Source organism: Pacificoceanicola algae (genome assembly GCF_049341065.1).
Classification (GTDB): Bacteria; Pseudomonadota; Alphaproteobacteria; order Rhodobacterales; family Rhodobacteraceae; genus Pacificoceanicola.
The window spans coordinates 112,759-131,361 of sequence record NZ_JBMPIX010000009.1; the positions used below are offsets into that span (position 1 = coordinate 112,759).

Here is an 18,603-nt window from a genome sequence, read left to right on the forward strand (position 1 = left end):
AATTGCCTGTTAGCACGTCATTTTGCGCTGCACCGCAAGAAAACGAATGCGCAATAAACGAACAATACGCTACGCGCAAAGGTATTTTTGTTGCGCTGCACCTGCAAAGTGGCTATCCAGCCCAGAACAGTAAAAGAGGACGTGATTCATGGCGCATGATGGACAAGACCTGCCCCTTGCAGGCGCAACTCTGCCTGACCTTCTTGGCCTGACCGGCGCGGCAATTGCCCCGGTCGAGAGCATTTTTGAAACCGCGCGCGGCAAGGTCCGCGAACTGGTCAGCGTCGATGGCCGCGTCTCCGGTGCCGCGATCGAGGCCAACCAGACTGCCGCCCATGGGCTGGCCTGGCTGGCAACCTACCTCGAAGCGCTGCGCCAGATGCAAAACTGGGCGCAGAAATTACAGTCCGAAGGCACCTTCGGCGAAGTCGAGGAATTGCTCCACCAGATCGCTTTTGGCGAATACCTCGGCCAGATTCGCGGCGGCATTCTGATGAATCAGGGCGAAATTGTCCGCCTGCACGACCTCGGCCTGTCCGCCGAAGACACCGCTGCGCTGGACACCCCCGAGATCAACAAATTGATGACCGAGGCGAATTCGACCGCCGCCCGCACCCGTCTGGTGCAACTGATGGAAGACCGCGCCGCCGAGATCACCGTGGGAAAAACCGGCCTCGACGAAGAGCTCGAAATGATCCGCGAACAGTTCCGCCGCTACGCGGTGGACAAGGTCGAACCCTTTGCCCACGAATGGCACCTCAAGGACGAACTGATCCCGATCGAGGTGATCGAGGAACTGGCTGAAATGGGCGTCTTTGGCCTGACCATCCCCGAGGAATATGGTGGCTTTGGCCTGTCCAAGGCGTCAATGTGCGTGGTCTCCGAAGAACTCTCGCGCGGGTACATCGGCGTTGGCTCGCTCGGCACGCGCTCGGAGATCGCGGCAGAGTTGATCATCGCTGGCGGCACAGAAGAGCAGAAACAGAAGTGGCTGCCCGCTCTCGCCTCCGGGGAAAAGCTGCCCACGGCCGTGTTTACGGAACCGAACACAGGCTCGGATCTTGGCTCCTTGCGCACCCGCGCGGTCAAGGACGAGAACGGCGATTACACCGTAACCGGCAACAAGACCTGGATCACCCATGCCGCCCGGACGCATGTGATGACTCTGCTGGCCCGGACCGATCCGAACACCAGCGATTACAAGGGCCTGTCCATGTTCCTCGCGGAAAAGACCCCGGGCGACGACGCCAATCCCTTCCCGACTGAAGGGATGACAGGCGGCGAAATCGAAGTCCTCGGCTATCGCGGCATGAAGGAATACGAGCTGGGCTTCGACGGCTTCAAGGTCAAAGGCGAAAACCTGCTGGGCGGCGAGGAAGGCAAAGGCTTCAAACAGCTTATGGAGACCTTCGAAAGCGCCCGCATCCAGACCGCCGCGCGCGCCATCGGTGTCGCCCAGTCGGCGCTGGATGTCGGCATGAAATACGCGCAGGATCGCAAGCAATTCGGCAAAGCGCTGATCGCCTTTCCGCGTGTTTCGGGCAAACTGGCGATGATGGCCGTCGAAATCATGATCGCGCGCCAGTTGACCTATTTTTCGGCTTGGGAAAAGGACCACGGCCGCCGCTGCGATCTGGAGGCTGGCATGGCCAAACTCCTCGGCGCCCGTGTCGCATGGGCTGCTGCTGACAACGCCCTGCAGATCCACGGCGGAAATGGTTTCGCGCTGGAGTACACGGTGTCCCGCATCCTTTGCGATGCCCGCATCCTGAACATCTTTGAAGGTGCCGCCGAAATTCAGGCGCAGGTCATCGCACGCCGCCTACTGGCCTGAGCTTGCATGCACTCCTACAAGGCCTCGCCCGACGGCGGGGCCTTTTCTGTTTCTGCAGGCTTCACTGGCCCAAAAATTTCCCGAGAGAGCGGGCAGCGCGCCCTTTTGATCCATCTCAAAGCCGCAGCGCAGCATCCATGGTCTTGAGACATCAAACATATCTCAGGAGCCTAATATGTCATTCAAGGAAAAGTTCGCGGAAACGCGCAACAACCTACGCACCTTACGCAAAGTCATCCCCGAGACCTTCGGTGGCTTTGTACAGATGGAGCAAGCCGCCAGCGCCGAAGGAGCCTTGACCCACAAGGAAAAGGAATTCATCGCGCTTGGCATCGCGGTCGCCCTGCGCTGCGAAGATTGCATCACCTCTCACGTCAGCGCCGTCATCCGCGCCGGTGGCACCCGGGAAGAGGTTTCCGAAGTTCTGGGAACCGCAATCCAGATGTCCGGCGGGCCAGGCCTGATGTATTCCGCAAAGGCCATCGCGGCCTTTGATGAGATGTCGGAAAACTCATAAATCTTCACCGATTTCAAAGAACTACGACTGCGACACCCTGTCACGACGGACGGCCTCTGGTCGTCCGTTTGATATATGCAAATAACACAATGTTAGGAACATATCATGAAATCCATCGCTCTCGCCCTGCTTCTCGCCTCTGCCCCGGCGCTTGCCTTTGCACAGCAAGGCCAGCCCGGCGCACATTTTGTCGAAAACTGGGATCTGGACGGCAATGGCTCGGTCTCGCTTGAGGAAGCGGTCGAGCGTCGCGGCGACGTTTTCACCACCTTTGACGCCGACGAAGACGGTTTTCTGGACGACGCCGAGTACACTCTGTTCGACGAGGCCCGCGCAACCGATATGGAAGGGCAAGGCGGCCACGGCCAAGGCAACATGCAAAACGCCGCTGAAGGGATGGAAAAAGCACTGAATGACGTGGACGGTGACGGCAAGGTCAGCCGCGACGAATTCATCGGTCAGGCCGAGGTTTGGATCACCAGCATGGATCTGGACAAGGACGGCGTCATCACCACCAAAGATTTCGCCATGCGTCGCGGCATGGGTGAAGGTCAGGGCAAAAAGGCAAACAACTGAGCCCAATGAAAAAGGCCCCGTCTCAAAGTTCGGGGCCTTCTAACATTCCGGGCAGAGCCCAGTTGGCCCTGCCCACCTTTACCAATCAGATTGGAGCTTAGCTGCGCAGCACGCCACCTGTCGCCTTGCTGACCTTTTCGACAATCTTGGCGCCAACGGCTTCGATGTCTTTTTCTTTCAGTGTTTTTTCGACCGGCTGGATCCGCACAGTGATCGCCAGGGATTTCTTGCCCTCACCCAAAGATCCTCCGATGAATTCGTCGAACACCCTGACGCTTTCAATCAGGGCCTTGTCCGCGCCCGCCGCCGCGTTCACCAGATCCAGTGCCTGAACACCTGCGTCCACGACAAAGGCAAAGTCACGCTCGACCGGCTGCAAATCCCGGATCTCAAGCGCTTTGCGCGTGGACACAGTCTTGCGCGGCACAGGAATTTCGGCGGGCCAGATGGTAAAGCCGACTGCCGGACCCTTGACGTTCATCTCTTGCAACACCTTGGGGTGCAGCTCGCCAAAGATCGCCAGAACCTTCTTGGGGCCAAGACACATCACACCGTGACGCCCGGGGTGCCACCAGTCCGGCCCATTGCGCAAAACCTGCATCTTGGCAGGTGCGCCAATGGCGGAAAGCACAGCCTCGACGTCTGCCTTGGCATCGAACAGATCAACCGGACGGGACGCGCCGTGCACGTCTTTCGGCCCGGTGTTGCCCACCAGAATGCCTGCCGCCTGAAGGTGTTGTTCGCCGGGCTCGCCGCCGCTGAACGCCGCGCCAACTTCGAACAGGGCCAAGTCCATGAAACCGCGCGCCTGATTGCGCGCCGCCGCTTGCAGCAGACCCGGCAAAAGCGACGGGCGCAGGTGGCTCATCTCGCTGCTAATCGGGTTGGCGAGCATGGTCGCATCTTCGCCGCCGCCAAACAGAGCGGCCGAGGCGCGGTCGATAAAGCTGTAGGTGACGCATTCGTTGTAGCCCAGTGCCGCCGTAGTGCGCCGCGCGATCTGTTCGCGTTTTTGCACCGGCGACAGGATCGGCCGCGGCACGCCAGAGGTCATACGTGGCAACGGTTTGCCCTGAAGCTTGGTCAGCGAGGCTACGCGCGCCACTTCTTCCACCAGATCGGCTTCGCCCATCACATCCGGGCGCCATGACGGCACATTGGCCATATCGCCGACCATCTTGAAGCCTAGCGCGGTCAGAGTCTGGCGTTGCTCAGATTCGGGGATCTCCATGCCGACCAGCGAAATCACCCGCTTGGCATCCAGCTTGTAGGCACGACTGACGTCCGGAACGGTGCCTGCGACGGTGACCTTGGACGGCTCACCACCGCACAGATCAAGGATCATCTGCGTCGCGTCTTCCATCGCCTGCATATTGTAGCCCGGATCGATTCCGCGTTCGTTGCGATAACGCGCGTCCGAATTGATCTTGAGCGCCCGGCCCGTGGTAGCGATCTGCACGTTGTCCCAATAGGCCGCCTCAAGAAAGACATTAACCGTCTCATCGGTGCAGCCCGTTTCGAGGCCACCCATGATTCCGCCAATGGATTCAATGCCATGATCGTCGGAAATCACCACCTGTCCGTCCGAGAAGGTATAGGTTTTCTCATCCAGACCGACCAAGGTCTTGCCAGCCTCGGCGCGGTGGATGCGCAGGTTTCCATGCACCTTGTCCGCGTCGAAGACATGCAGCGGACGGTTACGATCAAAGGTGAAAAAGTTCGTGATATCAACAAGTTTCGAGATCGGACGCAGGCCGATGGCGCGCAGGCGATCCTGCAACCACTGCGGGCTGGGGCCGTTCTGAACACCGCGGATCAAGCGCCCGGCAAACACGTGACATCCGCCCTCGCCTTGGGTGTCTTCATTGATCGACACATGGATCGGACAGGGGAATTCACCGTCGATGCCATAGCTCTTCAACGGTTTGAGCGTGCCCAAACCGCGCGCTGCCAGATCACGGGCGATGCCATGCACGCCCAGCGCGTCAGGGCGGTTCGGCGTGATGGCGATCTCGATCACCGGATCGACCTTGGCCGGATCGTTCTGCGCCAGCCAATCGATGAATTTCTGACCAACCTCGCCAGAGGAAAGCTCAATGATTCCATCGTGCTCGTCCGACAGTTCCAGCTCGCGCTCAGAGGCCATCATGCCGTGGCTTTCCACCCCGCGGATGTTGCCAACCGACAGCGTCACGTCGATCCCCGGCACGTAGTCGCCCGGTTTCGCCAGCACCACGGTGATCCCCGCCCGCGCGTTTGGCGCGCCGCAAACGATCTGCTTTTCGCCCTCGTCGGTCAGCACTGTGCACACCCGCAGACGGTCAGCATCGGGGTGCTGTTCGGCGTGGGTCACTTTGGCCAGCGTAAAGGCCGACAGCTTGGCGGCCGGGTTTTCGACGCCTTCGACCTCAAGGCCAAGGTCGGTCAGCGCCTCGGCGATCTCGTCGACGGATGCGGTGGTATCGAGGTGCTCTTTGAGCCACGAGAGGGTGAATTTCATGCCTGGGGCCCCGGATTGTCAGTGCGTTCCGCCCGTCCTTACCGGAACCCGCAAGGGGTGAAAAGAGGCAGGCACACCATGGGTGCACGCCGAGCGCAGCCTGTGCCGAGGAACGGAAGCGGAAACCGTCGGATCAGGGCTGATATCGTTGCGCCAGATCCTCGGCGTCGCCCATGGCGGCCAGCTTGAGTTCGCGGATCAGGCGCAGCGTCGGCTTCATGGCAAAGAAGGCCGAGCCAATGACGAACAGCCAGATCGCCGGGGTTTCATACTTGGGCCAGAAAAACAGGATCGAGCCGATGAGAAAGGAAAAGGCCGCAAGGAAGTCGACCACAGTGTGGGCGATCTCGAAGGCAGCATAAAGGCGCCGCGTGTCTTCATTTCGCTCTCGGTTTTCGTGGGAAAAAAGGGGCATCGGACTGGCCTTGGGTCGTTTCGATCTGCCCACAGCCTAGCGCGTTTCACAATGGCGTCACGAGTCGATATGCAAAGCTGCCGCCGCCTTCCGGCGCGCCATGGCCATGGGCCAAGCCGTCATGACTTGGGGTGGCGCGACGTCCTTGACGGGTGAAAGCCTACTCTGTCGGTATCCGTACGGAGCTGGTAGTCGGCCATTTCGATCTGGAACCCGATGTCGTCGCCAAATTGCTCGGCGCGTACCAACGAGATCAGAAGCAATTCGATTTCCAGAAGCCGCCTTGCCGTATAGTCAAACTCTTGGGCTGCGGCCTCGTCCATCGCAACCGATCCGCCGTTCCCATCGTCATCTTGCGCGTCGCGCACCACCGACGTGAGCAAGGTGATGATTTCGTTCAGTACGCCATCAGCATTTACGGCGATGTCCAAGACAGATTGCGAGGCGATCAGAGACAGATTCTCCAAGGCCATTTCCATCGCTTCCTTCACGTCGAACAGCGCGTTAACCGCGTCTTCCACCGAACTGTAGGTATCGCGATCATGGGCAATCGCCTGAACCGAATGGCGAAGGTCAATGCAGTCGGCCAGAAAATCCCGGTAGGCGTCGCGCTGCTCGCTAAGCATCGCTGTTTTACGGTCGCGTTGTTTTTGCCAAACGTACGTGGCAACGGCGACGACAAAGGCAATGGCCAGAGGCAGCCAATCACGGACGAGATCAAGCCAAGCGAGTCCTTGGCAGGCGGTCACGCAATCCGCGATCGGCTGGGTGTCCATCAGCGGGACAAACCACCGTGCAGCGTCGGCACATCAAGGCTGGCAAAGCCGTAGTGCCGCAACCAACGCAGATCAGAATCGAAGAAGGCGCGCAGGTCGGGGATGCCGTACTTCAGCATGGCAATGCGGTCGATGCCCATGCCAAAGGCAAAGCCCTGCCATTCGGAAGGATCGACGCCCGCGGCGCTCAGCACCTTGGGGTGGACCATACCCGACCCCAGCACTTCGAGCCAGCCGTCACCCTGCCCGATCTTGAGCTGACCGTCTTCCCACGAACACTGGATATCAACCTCGGCCGAAGGTTCCGTGAATGGGAAATGCGAGGCGCGAAAGCGGGTCTTGATGCCGTCGATCTCGAAGAAGGCGGAAAAGAACTCTTCCAGCACCCACTTGAGGTTCGCCATCGAGATGTCGCGGTCAATCGCCAGACCCTCGATCTGGTTGAACATCGGTGTGTGGGTCTGGTCATAGTCGGCGCGATACACGCGACCCGGCGCGATGATGCGGCAAGGGGCGCCGTTCGTCTCCATATGCCGGATCTGCACGGGGCTGGTGTGGGTGCGCAGCACATGCGGCGGCCGATTGTCGCCCTCTGCGCGGTGCATATAGAAGGTGTCCATCTCGGCCCGCGCGGGGTGGTGGCCGGGAATATTGAGCGCGTCGAAGTTGTACCAATCGCTGTCGACCTGCGGGCCTTCGGCCACGGCAAAGCCCATGTCAGCAAAGATCGCGGTGGCTTCTTCCATCACCTGACTGACCGGGTGGATGCTGCCCTGACGCATCGGGCGCGGCGGCAGGGTCACGTCCAGCCATTCCGCCTTGAGCCGTTCGTTCAGTGCGGCATCGCCCAGCGCAGCCTTTTTCGCGGCCAAAGCGGCGTTGATTTCGTCTTTCAGGGCGTTCAGCGCGGGGCCAGCAACCTGCCGCTCCTCGGAGGTCATCTTGCCCAACTCGCGCATTTGCAGGCTGATCTCGCCCTTCTTGCCAACGGCGGCAAGGCGCAGCGCCTCAAGCGCGGCTTCATCGGCGGCGTTGCCAATGGCGGAAATGTATTTGTCGCGCAGCTCTTGCATGGGGCCTCTCCACTGGGATCGAAGGGGAGTTACCACAGAGCCGGAGGAATGCAAGCCACCCGGGGCGGCTTGCAGGGCAGTTCCTAGCGCGCAGCCCGGCAGCGGGCCAGTTGCTGCTCGTAAATGCGCGAACGATCCCCGACCTCGGCCGAGACACGCATCAGCCACGCCTTGTTGTTGTAGGTCCCGTTGCGATAGCCCGTGCGGCCTTCGTGATAGGCCAGATAGTGGCGGCGCGCATCGGACAGCGGAATACCAAGCTGATCGCGCGAGGCGCGCATGTACCAGCCCATAAAGTCGGTCGCATCGCGGATATCATCGCGGCGCGCACGGCGGTTGCCGGTCGCGGCCAGGTATTCTTTCCAGGTGCCGTCAAGTGCCTGACTATACCCAAAGGCCGAACTTTGTCGCCCCATTGGAATCACGCCCAGGGAAAAGCGCAACGGGGTGCGCGCATCCGGGATGAATTTGCTTTCTTGATAGATGGTTGCCATCTGCACATGTACCGGAACGCCCCATTTGCGCTCGGCCGCACGGAAGGCCTGAATATAACCTCGGCGCTGTTCGAGAATCGAACAGGCGTCGTCCAGATTGCGCGGTGCCGAACCAGACCCACCACCGCCACAGGAGGCGGCCAGAAGAACGATCACCAATGCGCGAAGCCACTTGCTCATCTGCCTCTCGCTTTTTTTGTTTTATAGTGTTTTGCGGCAGTTTACCCGATTGTGTCCCGAGTTGAAATGACAATTGCATCATGCGCAAGAAGCGGCACAGCCCAACAAGAAGGGCTTGAAATCCGACAATTTTAGCTATCTTGTTAACGACTGTTGGTAACTACGTCACAGAGTGTTTCCGGCAAAAATGTGTCCCAAAGTTGGACATCGTGCCACTTTTTACATTAAGATTGGCACTGAGAGGTGCATCATGATCCGTCAACGCGCGAAATATCATCTGGGACAGGTTGTCCGCCATCGCAAGCACCCCTTCCGCGGTGTTGTCTTTGACGTGGACCCTCAGTTCAGCAACACCGACGAATGGTACGAGGCCATTCCCGAAGAATCGCGTCCGAAAAAGCAGCAGCCGTTTTATCATCTGCTGGCAGAGAACGATCAGAGTTTCTATGTCGCCTATGTGTCGGAACAGAACCTTGTGGCCGATTATTCGGGCGAACCTGTGGATCACCCGGACATTCCCGATCTGTTCGGCGCCTTCGAAGATGGCAGCTATGAGCTGCACTTCCAGATGAACTAAGCGACGGCGGGGGCTGGCCCCGCCTTACAGCGCTTGACCCATCAGCTTTAGGAAATCGTCGACGGATTGATCGCCCAGCGACCAGTCACAGACCAGACGCGCCGTGACGGGCTCATCCTCTGGTACGTCTTCGGTGCCCCAGAAATGGTAAACGGCGCCCTTCCCCATCACAGCGCGGTGCACCCGTAGCGGAGCGCGGAAAAACACCATGTTGGCCTGCGTGTCGTTAACCACTTCAAGCCCGAGCGCTTCAAGGCCTGCGCGAAGGCGGGTGCCAGAGGCATTGGCGCGGCTCGCCAGATCGTGCCAGAAATTGCCCTCCAGATAGGCCTCCATCTGGGCAGCAAGATAGCGGTGCTTGGAATAAAGCTGCGCGCCCCGCTTGCGGCGTAACTCGAATTCCCAGGCATGTTTGGGGTCAAAGAAGACGACGGCCTCGACCCCCATCAACCCATTCTTGGTACCGCCAAAGACCACGACATCAACGCCCAGCTTCCATGTCATCTGCGCCGGGGTGCAGCCCAAAGCGACACAGGCATTGGCAAAGCGCGCGCCGTCCAGATGCACCGGCAGATCATAGGCCTTGGCCACGTCACAAAGCGCGCCCAACTGATCCAGCGCGTAGACATTGCCGCCTTCGGTCACATTGGTCAGCGACACCGCGCCACGCTGCGGGCCATGAACACCGCGGTTCTCTTCGCCCGCAATTGCGGCGCGCAGGGCCTGCGGCGTCATCACGTCGCCGCCCGGCACCAACGTCAGCTTGGCGCCGCCGGTGTAGAATTCCGGCGCGTTGCATTCGTCCATGTGGATATGCGCGTCGGGCGTGCAAAAGACTGTCTGATAGGGCTGCACAAGGGTGGCAAGCGCCAGCGCATTCGCCGCGGTACCCAGCCCCACCAGATAAACCGCAGCCTGAGGCGCTTCGAACAGTGTGCGGATCTGGTCCGCGACCTTGGCGGTCAGCGCGTCGCTGCCATAACCGGGGGCATAGCCTTCGTTGGCGCGCGTTAGGGCCTCAAGAACCTGAGTCGGGACCGGTCCGCCGTTGTCCGAAGCAAAATTCATCGCGTGTCTCCCAGAGGTTCCTCAATGATGTGATCTTCCCAATCGTCTTCCGAGACTTCGAATTCAGCGACTGTGCGGTGTTGCATCGAAACGCCGGCGTCGTGCACCGAGTCGGGTGTTCCGGTCAGAAGCGGATGCCAGTCCGGCAAGCCGCGCCCCTCGTAAAGCCGCCTGTAGGCGCAGGTTTCCGGCATCCAATAGGCGTGTTCGTCGATATTCGACGGCTTCAGAACAATGCATTCCGGCACAAACTGATGGCGGATCGAGTATTGCGCGCAGCGGCAGGTGGTATCGTCGAACAGGCGGCAGGCGACACGGGTCAGGGCGACCTCGCCGGTTTCCTCATCCTCAAGCTTGTTTAGGCAGCATTTTCCGCAGCCGTCGCAAAGCGCTTCCCATTCTTGCGGGGTCATCTGACCCAGCTTCTTCTTTTCCCAAAACCGCGGGGCCAGACCTGATCTGTTGATCGGATCGCTCATAGCGCACTCAGGATGGCGCGGGCCTGCGTGCAATCCGCGTCCATCTGGGTGATCAGCGCTTCAAGGCTGTCGAATTTAAGCTCGGGGCGCAGATAATCGACCAAGGCAACCGATAGCGTCGCACCGTAAATGTCACCGGTGAAGTCAAAAATGAAGGTCTCGATATTGGGGAACTGGCCGTCGAACATCGGCCGAACCCCGACCGAGGCGGCACCGTGGTACTGGCCTTTGTGCGGGCCGTCCATGACCTCGACCAGCACGGCGTAGACGCCGAAGGCAGGCGGGTGCAGCCCGTCGATGCTCATGTTCGCGGTGGGATAGCCCAATTCGCGGCCGCGCTGTTCCCCGCCGATCACTTCGCCTTCGATCCGGTGCCAGTGTCCCAGTTGGGCGGCCGCATCGCGGGGGCGCCCGTTGGTCAGAGCCGTGCGGATCGCGGTCGAGGAAATCTCGGTCCCGCTGGTTTCCAGAAGTTCGGCGACGGTGACGCCAAAGCCCATCTCGGTACCAAACTCCTGAAGGTCGGCGACATTGCCCGCGCGGCCTTTGCCAAAACAGAAATCGGCGCCGACGACGATATGTGTCAGGCCCAGCCCGTCGCTGATCACGCGTTGCGCAAACTCGCGCGGCGTCAAAGAGGCAAGCGATGTATTGAAGTTGAGCTGATAAAGCATATCCACCCCCAGCTTTTCCAGACGAGAGGCGCGGGCCTCCGCGCTCATCAGGCGGAATGGCGGGGCGTCGGGGGCGAAATATTCGCGCGGGTGGGGCTCAAACGTCAGCACGCCAAGGGGGGCGGCGGGGGCGGCCTGCCGCGCAAGGTCGATAACCGCCTGATGGCCCAGATGCACACCGTCAAAGTTGCCGATGGCGGCGCTGGCGCCACGGTCCTGAGGGCGGACATACTGATAGTCGCGAATAATTTTCATGGGGGTTGGGTTAGCTTTCTTGACGGGCAGGCGCAAGCGCTGCGGCGATTCGGGCGATCCCCTCTTCGATCCGCTCTGACGCAATCGAACTGTACCCGAGGCGGTAATAGTGCCGGGGCGGGTTCGTTTGGGCAAAAAAGGGCGTACCGGGTTCGATCAGCACGCTCTCGTCGCGCAAGCGGGCCGCAAGTGCGCGGCTGTCTACGCCTTCGGGCGCTTGCATCCAAATGCTTGAACCGCCATGCGCGCCCTTACCTGCAACCTCAAGCCCGTGTTCAGCGATAGCGGTTTCCATGACCTTGCGCCGTTCGCCCAAGGCACGGCCCATGCGCCGAACCTGCGCATCATAATGCCCAAGGCTTAGGTAATAGGCAGCGGTGCGCTGGATATGACCCGGCGGGTGGCGCAAGATACTGGCGCGCAAGGCCCGGGCCTCGCGGATGAAGGGCGCAGAACCGACCAGATATCCCAACCGCAAGCCTGGGAACAGCGACTTGGAAAAGCTGCCGACATAGATTACCCGCCCCTCTTCATCGAGACTTTTGAGAGCCGGGCTGGGCGGTTTGAGAAAGGACATCTCAAATTCATAATCGTCCTCGACGATCAGCGCATTCAGGTCGGATGCACGACGCAACAAAGCATCACGCCGGGCGCGCGGCAAAGTGGCCGAGGTCGGGCATTGGTGGCTGGGGGTTGTAAAAATCACCTGCGTGTCGTCCGGGACGGCTTCGGGCGGTAGACCGCCTTCGTCCACGGTCACTGGCGTGACCTGCGCACCGCCCTGCCTGAGGATTTCCCGCAGGGCCGGATAACAGGGGTTTTCGATCGCCACGCGGCGCCCGCGCGAGGCCAACACCTGAGCCGCAATCCAAAGGGCGTTTTGCGCGCCAAGCGTGATCAGGATTTCATCGGGGCCCGCCTGAATGCCACGCCGCGGCAGAGTGTGGCGGGCGATAAAGGTCACCAGTTCGGCATCGTCGTGATCGTATTGGTCCTGCGTCAGGGCCATGAAATCCCGCACTCCCAGCGCCTGCGTTGCACAAAGCCGCCAGTTGGCGTGGTCAAACAGTTTGGGGTCGGCCTGCCCGTAAATGAATGGAAAACGAAAGCTGGCCCAGTCCAGCGGTTTGTCCATACTCAGGCTGGCCCCGTTGCTGAAACGTTGCGCAAAGGCGTTGTCCCAATCCACTTGATCCTCGCGCGGGGCAAGCGGCCCGAAGTCCGGTGGTTGGGGGGCGTTCTCGCTGACGAAATAGCCGGACCGGCCGCTCGACGTCAGATAATCATTTGCCAGAAGCTCGGTATAGGCCAGCGTCACGGTGATCCGGCTGACGCCAAGATGGCGAGCAAGTCCACGGGTCGAGGGCAGCTTTTCCCCCGGCCGAAACCGGCCCGACAGGATACCTTCCGCGACCATCTGCTGGATGCGCGACTGAAGGGTGCCCTGAACGTTGTGCGAGAGTTGAAAGGTTTCGACGGGGATGGCCATGGTGGGCAGGATAGACTGGGCCTATCGCCTGCGCAATCTGGACTGATGGCCCAAACGGCCCGAGCCAACCCCGTGGAGCTGTGTTGACAAAGGGTTCAGGCTGATGAGGTACGCTCGCCGAAGATGGCAGAGCCGACGCGCACATGGGTTGCGCCGAATGCGATGGCTTGTTCGAAGTCGCTGCTCATCCCCATGGACAGGCCCGGCAAATCATTGCGTTTGGCCAGCTTTTGCAGAAGGGCGAAGTGTAGGCTGGGGGTTTCATCGACCGGCGGAATGCACATCAGGCCTTTGATCGGCAGATCCAGCCCACGGCAATCGGCAATAAAGCCATCGGCATCGGAGGGCGCGACGCCTGCTTTTTGCGGCTCTTCCCCGGTGTTGATCTGGATGAAAAGATCAGGACAAGTGCCCATCTCCTGCGCGAGACGGGCGATGGTTTTGGCCAGCTTGGGTCGGTCGAGCGTGTGGATTGCGTCGAAAAGCTCCATCGCCTGGCGTGTCTTGTTGGATTGCAGCGGGCCGATCAGATGCACCGAAACACCATCGTACTTTGCCTTGAAAGCCGGCCACTTGGCAGCGGCTTCCTGCACCTTGTTCTCGCCGAACAGGCGATGGCCCTGCCGCAAAACAGCCTCGACCCGATCATTCGGCTGCACCTTGCTGACGGCGATCAACTGCACGTCTTCGCGGGGGCGGCTTGCGGCTTTGCAGGCTTTGTCTATGCGGGCTTCGATTTCGCTTAGTCCCATGGTTCATCCCCCCAGGCTTTGAGAAACGGCTGTAGGTCTGCCTCGTAGCGGCGCCAGGCTTCGCGGCGGCCCGCGTGAATCGGCTGGCGCACCTGCGCAAGGCTCAGTGTCTGTACCGCAGCTTTGCTTTGATGGAAATCAAGACATTGCTCTTCCCATTCCAGCCCGGCGGCGGCGATCAGGGCGCGGGATTGCGGCTCGGGATCACTCACAAGGTCTTCGTAACGCACCTCGTGAATTGCATCGGGCATGACCGATTTCCAGTGTCGCACCACCATTCGGAAGCGTTTGATTTCATGCGCGATCTCGGTCAGGTCGCTGGAATAGCGGTGGGTTCCGATGGCGAAATGGTTTTTGTAAATCGAGAGGGCGATATCGCGCGGATCGCGGTGCACCACGATGATGCGCGCGCCGGGCATGGCACGGTGGATCAAACCGAAAATGAGATAGCTTTGGATCGCCTTGTCGGTGATCACCCCCGAAGTCGCGCCGGTATCGCGGCGGGCCAAACGCAGATAGTGCGCCGAATAATCCGCAAGCGCTTCGGGTGTGATCTGCGCCAGCGGGGTCATCTTTTCCGCCACGCCGAAACGGGCATAGGCCAGTTTCAAAGCATGCACCATCTCGCCACCCGCGCAGGCCTTGCTATGCGCCGCTATGATCTGCTCGACCAAGGTGGTGCCAGAGCGCGGCATACCAGTGACAAACACTGGCCTCGGGTCCAATGGCGCGCCAAGGGGGGTCAGATCACTGTCTTGCGCGGCCAGCAGCCCCGCAATTTCGCGATCTTTGGCCTTCGGGTCCACCGGGGCAAGCTTGCTTTGAAGGGCGTTGGCACGATGCAGGAAATGAAAAACCTTGCCGGTCTCGCCCTGTTCTTCCATCGCCTTGGCGAGGGCAAATCCAAGAGAAATGCGCCCCTTATCGTTCAACCGCGGTTCATTCCAGAGCTTGAGCATCTGGCGCAACATAGGGTCGCCCTTGCGGGTTTTGCTCGCGCCAAGGTGAATCCTGTAAAGCTCGGGCTCGTTGGGATAGCGTTTGATAAGTTTGCGCAAAATGGCGTTTGCTTCGTCAAAGCGGCCAAGCACTTGTAGATAACGGGCCTTGTCAGCCTTGGGGCCGATCGCCTTTGGGTCCAGCGTGATCATCTGGTCATAGGCGGCCAGCGCGCGGTCGCTATATCCGATACGCCCGAACCGGTCGGCGGCGGACTGCCACAGACGCATCGCGCCGGGCGCCAGTTTCAAAGCTATGTCGGCATGTTCAAGGAAAGCCTGCGTGTCGCCATCTTCGTAGGCAAGGGTCGACAGGAAAGCATGCGCGGGGGCGTGATCCGGCTGGGCCAGAATCAGGCGTTGTAATGCGCTGCGCGCCTGTTCGGGTTGACCGGCAGCGTGGTGACGCTGGGCCTTAGCAAACAAAGCGGCTTGGTCCTGTGACGAAAGTGGCGGCATCCGGGTCCCCTTTGGCTCCCCTTTTGCACAAAAGAAAAGAGCGGGCGCAAGGCCCGCTCTTCCCTTAGCCGATTGGCTGGTAGATGAACTTAGAAGTCCATCCGCAGGCCGAGGGAGAACGTGTCGTTCTCGAAGGAGCTTCCGGGGATGGAAACTTCTTCTTTGCCGTAGCCCAGCTGTGCCTGCAGGCCGCCGCCGAGATCGTAATCGACTGCCAGGCCGTAGCCTTTGGCTTCCAGGTTGTTGATGCCGAGGTAGTCGTCATACTTGCCATAGTTCACACCGATGGTCAGTGCGTTCATGGAGTAGCCGAGGCCCAGAGCCCAGAAAGTTTCGGTCTCGTCGTTCAGGCCAGCGATATCCGAGTAGTTGGCTGCCGCGTAGTTGAGGCGGGCCTGGAGACCGTTGTTGAACGTGGTGTCGAGGCTGATGCCCCAGATGTCCGAACGAGCTGCGTTGGCTGCGAATGCAACCACTGCGCCTTCGAAGGTCGGCGCGGCGGCAGCTGCTGCGAAAGCAACGAGAGCCGAAGCGTCTGCGAAGTTCTGGTCGCCAGCCTGGTAGCCGATGCCCACGCCAACGGTGGCGTTGGAGATGTCTGCGCTGTACTTAACGCCGATACCCCAAACCGGGTCAAAGGTGCCGGTGTCGTCGATTTCAGCCGACAGGTAGCCGGTGAAGCTGTTGAACGAGTAAGCGAACTGAGCGATCTGGCCGTCGTAGGAGCCGTCCAAGCCAGCGTTGCCGCTGAAGCCCAGGTGCAAAGTTTCGGAGTCGTCGATGGAACCACCGATGTTGACTTCCTGCAGAGCCGCGTCGAACGCGCCGTCAACGTCGCCCATGGAGAGCTTGGCGTTGCCGTATGCGACGTGGATCACTTCACCACCCTGGGTGGTGTTGCCGAATGCGCCGTTTTCGTCCAGGTCAACAACTGCGCCAAAGGTCAGGCCGTTGTCTGCTTCGCCGGTCATGGTGAAGGTGACGTCAACGTCGGTGAAGAACTGGGTGGTGTCGCCGTAGCGGCTGCCGCCGACGATGCCCATTTCAGCCCAGCCGGTCAGAGCAATCTCTGCCGAAGCTGCGCCCGCGGTAGCAACCAGTGCAGTGGTCGCGAACAGAATGTTTTTCATTGTTTCCCTCATGTGTTCAAAGGCACTACCAATCCGGGTTGCCCGGCTTTGATGAGATGTCTATGCGCCCGCTGACCCGGTCTTTGCAAGCGATCCAAAAACCAATCCCGCAACAAGCAAATCAGTGATGCGCAATTGCCACAAGGTTTTCGCCCTCCCCTGCCAACTCACACCAACTGCGCAGATTTCCGCCAATTTCATGAGACCAAAGCGGTTTTATACTCTTGGTCATCTTGAACTTCTGCCCACGGCACAGCAGTCGCACGTCACGCGCGCGCGGGCGATTCCTTATAATGTAGACCATTCGTACACGGCCCATTGCCCCAACGCGGCATTGACGGCTTGCCGCTGCGCCGCGCGCCTAGTATTCAGGTGGAAATCGGGAATTCCGCAGGAGGCTGCAAATGGACATCAAGCGTATTGCACTGGGACTGGGGCTGGTAACGGCTCTGCTTGTCCAGTCAGGCTGCGGCGTCTTTGGAGGTGGAAGAGGCCAGCCGGTCGATACGCCCTCGGCAGAAGAGACTAACGATCAGATCATTTATGGCGACCGCGGCAAACCGCGTGGCACCATCTGGGACATTTTCCGCGCCCGCCCGGACCAAGGCCAGGTCGGTCAGGTCAACAAATACATCTGGAATGCCGCGCTTGAGACGCTGAACTTTCTGCCGGTACAGTCGGTCGATCCGTTCACCGGCGTGATCACAACGGGCTATGGCACCCCTCCCGGCGGCGGGCGTGCCTATCGTGCGACGATCTATGTCAACGATCCCGCCTTGGATGCACGTTCGCTGAATATCGCGCTGATGACCCGCTCGGGCCCTGTCGCACCAGCGACCGTTCGCGCAATCGAAGATGCGATTCTCACCCGGGCGCGCCAGTTGCGTGCGCAGGACAGCAAATTGTAAAAAGGATGTCCTTGGACAGTCGGCGCAAGGCGGGGGGTTCCCCGCCTTTTGTTTTGGTCAGTCCAATACCGGGCGCGGATCAAGCTGGGACAGATTTTGCACCCAATCAAGATGTTGCGGCAGGCATTTGGCTCTCAAGTCATAATTCTCGCGCACGAAGGCGCGGGCATTGGCCCCCAGCCGCTTGCGGGTCGCATCGTCGTCCAGCAAAGCACAAAGCCGATCGACTAGGGCCTGCTTGTCAAAGAAATCGACCATCCAGCCGTTTTCATCTTCAGTGACAACTTCGCGCACCGGTTCCACCCCCGAGGCGAGAACCGCACATTCCGCGCTCATCGCCTCGAGCAGCGACCACGACAGGACAAAGGGATATGTCAGATATACATGAGCGCGGCTGACCTGAAGCATCGACAGGTAGACCTCGTAGGGCACCCGCCCGAGGAAATGCACCCGCTGCCAGTGCGGCGTCGGAATACGCCCGCGCACTTCATCAATGAAGATCTGTTTCCAGCTTTGGCCATTCGGCGCCTTGGCCCCGTAGCTGACCTCATCGCCGCCAATCAGCACCACATGGGCATTTGGCCGACGCTTTAGAATGTCCGGCAGCGCACGCATAAAGATGTGATAGCCGCGATAGGGCTCAAGGTTGCGGTTGATGAAGGTGATCACTTCATCACCCCGGGTCAGGGTCACATCCTTATGCACCAACAAACTGGCATTGGGATTCGGCACGACAAGGTCAGTATCCACGCCATCATGCGCCACGGTGATCCTGTCCTGCCATTCCGCCGGAAAGGTCGAAGCCTGAAACCGCGTCGGCGACAGACCCGCATCCATGATCTCTTGATGCAGGCGGTTGTTGAGGTTCTTCATACGGATGCGCAGCCGATCCGCCTCGGGGTTTTTCGAAGGGAACTCCGGGTCGAAGTTCATGAAGGGCTGGGTTGCCAGGTGATAAAGCTCGCAATAAAGCCCCAACCGGGCATTCGGCCAGACGTCCTTGAGAAACAGCGACTCGCCCCAACCATGGTGGGCGCAGATCACATCCGGCTCGAAGCCTTGATTTTTCAGCGCCATAGCCCCGCGATAGCACGACGTGCCGCGCAGCAACTTGGTCTCGAAATCCGCAAGCCATGGGTGTATCCCCTTGGTGCTGGCGCCTTTGACCTCGTAGGGGATAATCCGCACCCCCTTCCAGGTCGAGGCTTCCTTGACCTTGCATGTCAAGGCAACCACCTGATGCCCCTGCTCCACCAAAGCCGGGGCAAGGTGTTTGTATTGGCCCGGGAAATTCTGGTGGATCAAAAGGATTTTCATCGGCTCGACCTTGGCTTGTCTGTTGCCAGCCTTCTTGCCACGCCGAAACGGCCGGGCCAATCCCGTTTGCAGTAAGTGCCACGCTGGGTTGCGGAAATACCGCCCGATGACTTGCCTTGGCACCGAGTTCCC

Annotated in this window: 18 protein-coding genes; 5 read left to right on the forward strand and 13 right to left on the reverse strand. The window is 60.0% G+C overall.

The genetic code is table 11. The features are described from left to right. Nucleotides 1-148 precede the first annotated feature (148 nt). The 3 genes from ACOYQJ_RS14735 (at nt 149) to ACOYQJ_RS14745 (ending at nt 2,927) form a co-directional block, all read left to right on the forward strand. A complete protein-coding gene (locus ACOYQJ_RS14735; protein WP_422906790.1) occupies nt 149-1,834 on the forward strand; it encodes an acyl-CoA dehydrogenase family protein in 1,686 nt (561 codons plus the stop codon). A gap of 175 nt (nt 1,835-2,009) precedes the next feature. Then, nucleotides 2,010-2,351, forward strand: a complete 342-nt coding sequence (locus tag ACOYQJ_RS14740) for a carboxymuconolactone decarboxylase family protein (RefSeq protein ID WP_422906791.1) — start codon at nt 2,010-2,012, stop codon at nt 2,349-2,351. Between the two features lie 105 nt (nt 2,352-2,456). Then, entirely contained in the window at nt 2,457-2,927 is a 471-nt protein-coding gene (locus tag ACOYQJ_RS14745) for an EF-hand domain-containing protein (protein WP_422906792.1), read from the forward strand. 97 nt (nt 2,928-3,024) lie between these two features. Here ACOYQJ_RS14745 and pheT read toward each other — a convergent pair whose 3' ends face one another. From pheT to ACOYQJ_RS14770, 5 genes are all read right to left on the reverse strand, one after another. Beyond that, on the reverse strand, nt 3,025-5,427 hold the full coding sequence (gene pheT, locus ACOYQJ_RS14750; RefSeq protein ID WP_422906793.1) for a phenylalanine--tRNA ligase subunit beta: 2,403 nt from the start codon (nt 5,425-5,427) through the stop codon (nt 3,025-3,027). A gap of 133 nt (nt 5,428-5,560) precedes the next feature. Then, nucleotides 5,561-5,842 carry a YrhK family protein gene (locus ACOYQJ_RS14755; protein ID WP_422906794.1) on the reverse strand — a complete coding sequence of 94 codons (282 nt, stop codon included), beginning with the start codon at nt 5,840-5,842 and terminating at the stop codon, nt 5,561-5,563. A gap of 119 nt (nt 5,843-5,961) precedes the next feature. Next, complete coding sequence (locus tag ACOYQJ_RS14760; RefSeq protein ID WP_422906795.1) at nt 5,962-6,618, reverse strand: hypothetical protein; 657 nt, start codon at nt 6,616-6,618, stop codon at nt 5,962-5,964. Then, complete coding sequence (gene pheS / locus ACOYQJ_RS14765; RefSeq protein ID WP_422906796.1) at nt 6,618-7,691, reverse strand: phenylalanine--tRNA ligase subunit alpha; 1,074 nt, start codon at nt 7,689-7,691, stop codon at nt 6,618-6,620. Before pheS ends, ACOYQJ_RS14760 begins: the two co-directional genes overlap by 1 nt. A gap of 83 nt (nt 7,692-7,774) precedes the next feature. Continuing rightward, complete coding sequence (locus ACOYQJ_RS14770; RefSeq protein WP_422906797.1) at nt 7,775-8,365, reverse strand: transglycosylase SLT domain-containing protein; 591 nt, start codon at nt 8,363-8,365, stop codon at nt 7,775-7,777. 250 nt (nt 8,366-8,615) lie between these two features. On the opposite strand from ACOYQJ_RS14770, the gene hspQ reads away from it, so the two are divergent. Next, complete coding sequence (gene hspQ, locus ACOYQJ_RS14775; RefSeq protein ID WP_422906798.1) at nt 8,616-8,942, forward strand: heat shock protein HspQ; 327 nt, start codon at nt 8,616-8,618, stop codon at nt 8,940-8,942. A gap of 24 nt (nt 8,943-8,966) precedes the next feature. Here hspQ and ACOYQJ_RS14780 read toward each other — a convergent pair whose 3' ends face one another. The 7 genes from ACOYQJ_RS14780 to ACOYQJ_RS14810 all read right to left on the reverse strand — a co-directional run bounded on the left by ACOYQJ_RS14780 (nt 8,967) and on the right by ACOYQJ_RS14810 (nt 16,246). After that, entirely contained in the window at nt 8,967-10,010 is a 1,044-nt protein-coding gene (locus tag ACOYQJ_RS14780; RefSeq protein ID WP_422906799.1) for a threonine aldolase family protein, read from the reverse strand. Then, nucleotides 10,007-10,489, reverse strand: coding sequence for a YcgN family cysteine cluster protein (locus ACOYQJ_RS14785; RefSeq protein ID WP_422906800.1), 483 nt, complete (start codon nt 10,487-10,489; stop codon nt 10,007-10,009). The genes ACOYQJ_RS14780 and ACOYQJ_RS14785 overlap by 4 nt, the downstream gene beginning before the upstream one ends. Then, nucleotides 10,486-11,418: a bifunctional riboflavin kinase/FAD synthetase gene (locus ACOYQJ_RS14790; protein WP_422906801.1), complete on the reverse strand. Its 933-nt coding sequence runs from the start codon at nt 11,416-11,418 to the stop codon at nt 10,486-10,488. The genes ACOYQJ_RS14785 and ACOYQJ_RS14790 overlap by 4 nt, the downstream gene beginning before the upstream one ends. Before the next feature lie 10 nt (nt 11,419-11,428). After that, entirely contained in the window at nt 11,429-12,907 is a 1,479-nt protein-coding gene (gene pdxR, locus ACOYQJ_RS14795) for a MocR-like pyridoxine biosynthesis transcription factor PdxR (RefSeq protein WP_422906802.1), read from the reverse strand. 95 nt (nt 12,908-13,002) lie between these two features. Continuing rightward, nucleotides 13,003-13,659, reverse strand: coding sequence for a YggS family pyridoxal phosphate-dependent enzyme (locus tag ACOYQJ_RS14800; protein ID WP_422906803.1), 657 nt, complete (start codon nt 13,657-13,659; stop codon nt 13,003-13,005). Continuing rightward, nucleotides 13,650-15,116 (reverse strand): tetratricopeptide repeat-containing sulfotransferase family protein, encoded by a 1,467-nt coding sequence (locus tag ACOYQJ_RS14805; protein WP_422906804.1) that lies wholly within the window; start codon nt 15,114-15,116, stop codon nt 13,650-13,652. The genes ACOYQJ_RS14800 and ACOYQJ_RS14805 overlap by 10 nt, the downstream gene beginning before the upstream one ends. 89 nt (nt 15,117-15,205) lie before the next feature. Further along, nucleotides 15,206-16,246, reverse strand: coding sequence for a porin (locus ACOYQJ_RS14810; protein ID WP_422906805.1), 1,041 nt, complete (start codon nt 16,244-16,246; stop codon nt 15,206-15,208). Nucleotides 16,247-16,650: 404 nt separating this feature from the next. On the opposite strand from ACOYQJ_RS14810, the gene ACOYQJ_RS14815 reads away from it, so the two are divergent. Beyond that, nucleotides 16,651-17,154, forward strand: a complete 504-nt coding sequence (locus ACOYQJ_RS14815; protein ID WP_422906806.1) for a DUF3576 domain-containing protein — start codon at nt 16,651-16,653, stop codon at nt 17,152-17,154. A gap of 57 nt (nt 17,155-17,211) precedes the next feature. Here ACOYQJ_RS14815 and ACOYQJ_RS14820 read toward each other — a convergent pair whose 3' ends face one another. Next, on the reverse strand, nt 17,212-18,471 hold the full coding sequence (locus ACOYQJ_RS14820) for a glycosyltransferase (protein WP_422906807.1): 1,260 nt from the start codon (nt 18,469-18,471) through the stop codon (nt 17,212-17,214). Nucleotides 18,472-18,603 lie beyond the last annotated feature (132 nt).

Excerpts from the sequence above, each read along its gene's own strand:
- ACOYQJ_RS14820 (WP_422906807.1), bottom strand. The coding sequence starts at position 18,471 with ATGAAAATCCTTTTGATCCACCAGAATTTCCCGGGCCAATACAAACAC.
- ACOYQJ_RS14815 (WP_422906806.1), top strand. The coding sequence starts at position 16,651 with ATGGACATCAAGCGTATTGCACTGGGACTGGGGCTGGTAACGGCTCTG.
- ACOYQJ_RS14770 (WP_422906797.1), bottom strand. The coding sequence starts at position 8,365 with ATGAGCAAGTGGCTTCGCGCATTGGTGATCGTTCTTCTGGCCGCCTCC.
- ACOYQJ_RS14790 (WP_422906801.1), bottom strand. The coding sequence starts at position 11,418 with ATGAAAATTATTCGCGACTATCAGTATGTCCGCCCTCAGGACCGTGGC.
- ACOYQJ_RS14780 (WP_422906799.1), bottom strand. The coding sequence starts at position 10,010 with ATGAATTTTGCTTCGGACAACGGCGGACCGGTCCCGACTCAGGTTCTT.
- pheS (WP_422906796.1), bottom strand. The coding sequence starts at position 7,691 with ATGCAAGAGCTGCGCGACAAATACATTTCCGCCATTGGCAACGCCGCC.
- ACOYQJ_RS14810 (WP_422906805.1), bottom strand. The coding sequence starts at position 16,246 with ATGAAAAACATTCTGTTCGCGACCACTGCACTGGTTGCTACCGCGGGC.
- ACOYQJ_RS14740 (WP_422906791.1), top strand. The coding sequence starts at position 2,010 with ATGTCATTCAAGGAAAAGTTCGCGGAAACGCGCAACAACCTACGCACC.
- hspQ (WP_422906798.1), top strand. The coding sequence starts at position 8,616 with ATGATCCGTCAACGCGCGAAATATCATCTGGGACAGGTTGTCCGCCAT.
- ACOYQJ_RS14745 (WP_422906792.1), top strand. The coding sequence starts at position 2,457 with ATGAAATCCATCGCTCTCGCCCTGCTTCTCGCCTCTGCCCCGGCGCTT.
- ACOYQJ_RS14785 (WP_422906800.1), bottom strand. The coding sequence starts at position 10,489 with ATGAGCGATCCGATCAACAGATCAGGTCTGGCCCCGCGGTTTTGGGAA.
- pheT (WP_422906793.1), bottom strand. The coding sequence starts at position 5,427 with ATGAAATTCACCCTCTCGTGGCTCAAAGAGCACCTCGATACCACCGCA.
- ACOYQJ_RS14805 (WP_422906804.1), bottom strand. The coding sequence starts at position 15,116 with ATGCCGCCACTTTCGTCACAGGACCAAGCCGCTTTGTTTGCTAAGGCC.
- ACOYQJ_RS14800 (WP_422906803.1), bottom strand. The coding sequence starts at position 13,659 with ATGGGACTAAGCGAAATCGAAGCCCGCATAGACAAAGCCTGCAAAGCC.
- ACOYQJ_RS14760 (WP_422906795.1), bottom strand. The coding sequence starts at position 6,618 with ATGGACACCCAGCCGATCGCGGATTGCGTGACCGCCTGCCAAGGACTC.
- ACOYQJ_RS14755 (WP_422906794.1), bottom strand. The coding sequence starts at position 5,842 with ATGCCCCTTTTTTCCCACGAAAACCGAGAGCGAAATGAAGACACGCGG.
- ACOYQJ_RS14735 (WP_422906790.1), top strand. The coding sequence starts at position 149 with ATGGCGCATGATGGACAAGACCTGCCCCTTGCAGGCGCAACTCTGCCT.
- pdxR (WP_422906802.1), bottom strand. The coding sequence starts at position 12,907 with ATGGCCATCCCCGTCGAAACCTTTCAACTCTCGCACAACGTTCAGGGC.